This is a genomic window from Streptomyces sp. NPDC031265 (assembly GCF_055570295.1).
The window spans coordinates 1-3,476 of record NZ_JBVIHM010000016.1 but is presented as its reverse complement, the minus strand read 5'-3'; the positions used below and the strand labels follow the sequence as shown (position 1 = coordinate 3,476).

Below are 3,476 nucleotides of genomic sequence, written 5' to 3'. Positions count from 1 at the left end.
AGGAGGGCACCGTGGTGCTCCCCCCTCCCCCCCCCCCCCCCCCCACAACCAAACACCCCCCCCCCCCCCCCCCCCCCCCCCCCCCCCCCTTCCGCGTAGCCGTGTAGCCGTGTATCCGTGTATCCGTGTATCCGTGTAGCCGGGTAATCGCGTTGCGCGGCGGGCGACTTGGGCCCGACAGTGGGCGGATGGAGAACGTGACCGCGGTAAGGGCCGCCACGACCGAGGACGCGGAGGCGGTCTGCGCGCTGCTGAACGCCGTCGACGAGATAGAGATCGGGGCGCCCGAGACCGCGCCGAGCGAGGTCGAGGAGGACCTGGCGAAGGCGCGGGACGCGTGGGTGGCCGTCGAGGGCGGGCGCACCGTCGCGTACGCGGCGATCCTCGACGCGGGCGCGGACGGCGGCGTCGACATCGACCACTATGTGCTGCCCGACCGTCAGGACGCGGGCATCCGCCTCCTCGACCTGGCCGAGCGGCGCTCGCGCGAGCTCGCCGCCGAGGCGGGCGCGGGCCACGCGGTGGTCCACCTCCACCTGAACGCGGCCCCCACCATCGACACCGCGCTGCTCACCGGGCGCGGCTGGCGCACGGTGCGCCGCCACAACGTCCTGACCCGCCCGATCTCTCCCGGGGCCGACCCGGCCCCCGAGCCGCCTGCCGGAGTGCGGCTGCGCCTCTGCGCGGACGACGCCGACCGCCGGGCCGCGCACCGCCTCCACCAGGAGACGTTCGCCCGCCACTTCGCCTTCCGTCCGCAGGGCTACGAGGAGTGGCTGCGGCAGGTCGCCCCCGACTGGTCCCTCGTATGGATCGCGGCCGTCGACGGCATCGGCGACGCGGCGGTCCTGATCACCCGCGACGACCGCGAGGGCATGGGCTGGATCCGCACCCTCGGCGTCCGCGAACAGGCCCGCGGCCGCGGCCTGGCCAGCCACCTCCTGCGCCACGCCTTCGCCACGTACGCGCTCCGCGGCCGCGACACGATCGGCCTGGGCGTCGACACGGAGAACGTCACCGGGGCACTGCGGCTGTACGAGTCGCACGGCATGGGCCTGCACTACGCGGTGGACACGTGGGAGGTGCGGCTGGGGGTGTGAGGCGGGACCGCCCGTCGCCGTTCAGTCGTCGAGCCGCTCGTCGTCGATGTCGACGGTGACCGTGCCCGGCGGGTAGTCGTCCTCCCGAGCGGTGAGGATGACGTCGGTCTGGGGGCGCCGCGGGCCGGGCAGCGACAGGTACAGGGCATGACACGTGTCGGGGCCGCCCAGCCCGTCGCGGACCATGGTCGCGACGGTGACCGATGCGACTGGGTCAAGCGGTTCGATGTCGATTTCAGGCAGTGCCAGCGCGGTCAGGCCGGAACTGGTGTCATCGATCTCGGCCTGCATCAGGCAGAGGGCGGGTACCAGGAGGTGATGGAACGGGGATGCGGCGGCGTTGTTCGCCACGCGTGCCAGCTTGCGGTGCCCGCGCGCAAGCGCCAGCACCGCGCTGGTGTCCAGGATGACGCCATGAAGCCGGGGTCCACCGCTGCTCTACTTTTGGTACCCCGGCTGGGGGCGCTTCGCCCCCACGCGCCTCGCGGCAGCCCCCGCGCCGCGCCCCCGCACTGTCCGGCTCATTCCTCCGCCCATTCGGGTGCAGTAGAGGTGCACCCTGTCCTCTCCTGGGGTGATATTTAGGCCTAAGTCAGACTTGGGACTCTAGGAGGACTCCATGCGCGGAGCCACGCATGCCAAGTGGGCCGCATGTGCGGTGGCCGTCGCCCTCGCGGCGACGGCCTGCGGGGGCGGAGACAGCGGTGGTGGCAGCGGCGCCTCCGGCATCGTGAGTTCGTCCTGGGGCGATCCGCAGAACCCGCTGGAGCCCGCCAACACGAACGAGGTGCAGGGCGGCAAGGTCCTCGACATGCTCTTCCGGGGGCTCAAGCGGTACGACTCGAAGACCGGCGCCGCCAAGGACATGCTCGCCGAGAAGATCGAGACCACCGACTCGACCAGCTTCAACATCACCGTCAAGGACGGCTGGACCTTCTCCAACGGCGAGAAGGTCACCGCGAAGTCCTTCGTGGACGCCTGGAACTACGGCGCCAACCTCAAGAACAACCAGAAGAACGCGTACTTCTTCGGGTACATCGAGGGGTACGACAAGACCCACCCCGACAAGGGCGACGCCAGCGCGGAGACGCTCTCCGGGCTGAAGGTCACCGGCGAGCGCACCTTCTCCGTCAAGCTCAACCAGAAGTTCTCCACCTGGCCCGACACCCTCGGCTACGCCGCCTTCGCCCCGCTGCCCAGGGCGTTCTTCGACGACCACTCCGCCTGGCTGTCCAAGCCGGTCGGCAACGGCCCGTACACGGTGAACTCGTACACCAAGGGCTCCAAGCTGGAGATGCGCAAGTGGGACGGCTACCCGGGCACGGACAAGGCGCAGAACGGCGGGGTCGACCTCAAGGTCTACACCGACAACAACACCGCCTACACCGATCTGACCGCCGGCAACCTCGACCTCGTCGACGACGTGCCCGCCTCCCAGCTCAAGAACGTCAAGGCCGACCTCGGTGACCGGTACATCAACACCCCGGCCGGCATCATCCAGACGCTCGCGTTCCCGTACTACGACGAGGCCTGGAACACCCCGGGCGCGGTGAAAGTCCGCAAGGGCCTGTCGATGGCGATCAACCGCGAGCAGATCACCGACACGATCTTCCAGAAGACCCGCACCCCGGCCACCGACTGGACCTCGCCGGTGCTCGGCGCGGACGGCGGCTACAAGGCGGGGCTCTGCGGCGACGCCTGCAAGTACGACCCGGCCGGGGCGAAGAAGCTGGTCGAGGAGGGCGGCGGGATCCCCGGCGGCCAGGTGAAGATCTCGTACAACGCGGACACCGGCTCGCACAAGGAGTGGGTCGACGCCGTCTGCAACAGCGTCAACAACGCGCTGGGCAACGACAAGGCGTGCGTCGGCAACCCGGTCGGCACCTTCGCCGACTTCCGCAACCAGATCACCCAGGACAAGATGTCCGGGCCGTTCCGGGCGGGCTGGCAGATGGACTACCCGCTGGTCCAGAACTTCCTGCAGCCGCTGTACTACACCAACGCCTCGTCCAACGACGGCAAGTGGACCAACGCCGACTTCGACAAGCTGGTCGACGAGGCCAACGCCGAGACGGACAAGGCCAAGGCGGTCGACCTCTTCCAGAAGGCCGAAGGGGTGCTGCGGGACCAGATGGGCGCCATCCCGCTCTGGTACCAGAACGGCAGCGCGGGCTACTCGACCCGGGTCTCCAACGTCGCGCTGAACCCGTTCAGCGTCCCCGTCTACAACGAGATCAAGGTCAGCTGACACGCCGGCGGAGGGGGGGGGGGGGGGGGGGGGGGGGGGGGGGGGGGGGGGGGGGGGGGGGGGGGGGGGGGGGGGGGGGGGGGGGGGGAGGGGGGGGGGGAGGGGGGGGGGGGGGGGGGGGGGGGGGT

Annotated in this window: 3 protein-coding genes; 2 read left to right on the top strand and 1 reads right to left on the bottom strand. The window is 70.7% G+C overall.

The window, feature by feature from the left end:
• Nucleotides 1-188 precede the first annotated feature (188 nt).
• Nucleotides 189-1,100, top strand: a complete 912-nt coding sequence (locus ACZ499_RS23520; protein ID WP_468677638.1) for a GNAT family N-acetyltransferase — start codon at nucleotides 189-191, stop codon at nucleotides 1,098-1,100.
• A 21-nt stretch (nucleotides 1,101-1,121) separates the two neighbouring features.
• On the opposite strand, the gene ACZ499_RS23515 is transcribed toward ACZ499_RS23520, so the two are convergent.
• The gene (locus ACZ499_RS23515; protein WP_468677637.1) at nucleotides 1,122-1,451 is read right to left on the bottom strand and encodes a hypothetical protein; all 330 of its coding nucleotides are present in this window, start codon (nucleotides 1,449-1,451) and stop codon (nucleotides 1,122-1,124) included.
• A 268-nt stretch (nucleotides 1,452-1,719) separates the two neighbouring features.
• On the opposite strand from ACZ499_RS23515, the gene ACZ499_RS23510 reads away from it, so the two are divergent.
• The gene (locus ACZ499_RS23510) at nucleotides 1,720-3,348 is read left to right on the top strand and encodes a peptide ABC transporter substrate-binding protein (protein WP_468677636.1); all 1,629 of its coding nucleotides are present in this window, start codon (nucleotides 1,720-1,722) and stop codon (nucleotides 3,346-3,348) included.
• Nucleotides 3,349-3,476 lie beyond the last annotated feature (128 nt).

Excerpts from the sequence above, each read along its gene's own strand:
- ACZ499_RS23520 (WP_468677638.1), top strand. The coding sequence starts at position 189 with ATGGAGAACGTGACCGCGGTAAGGGCCGCCACGACCGAGGACGCGGAG.
- ACZ499_RS23510 (WP_468677636.1), top strand. The coding sequence starts at position 1,720 with ATGCGCGGAGCCACGCATGCCAAGTGGGCCGCATGTGCGGTGGCCGTC.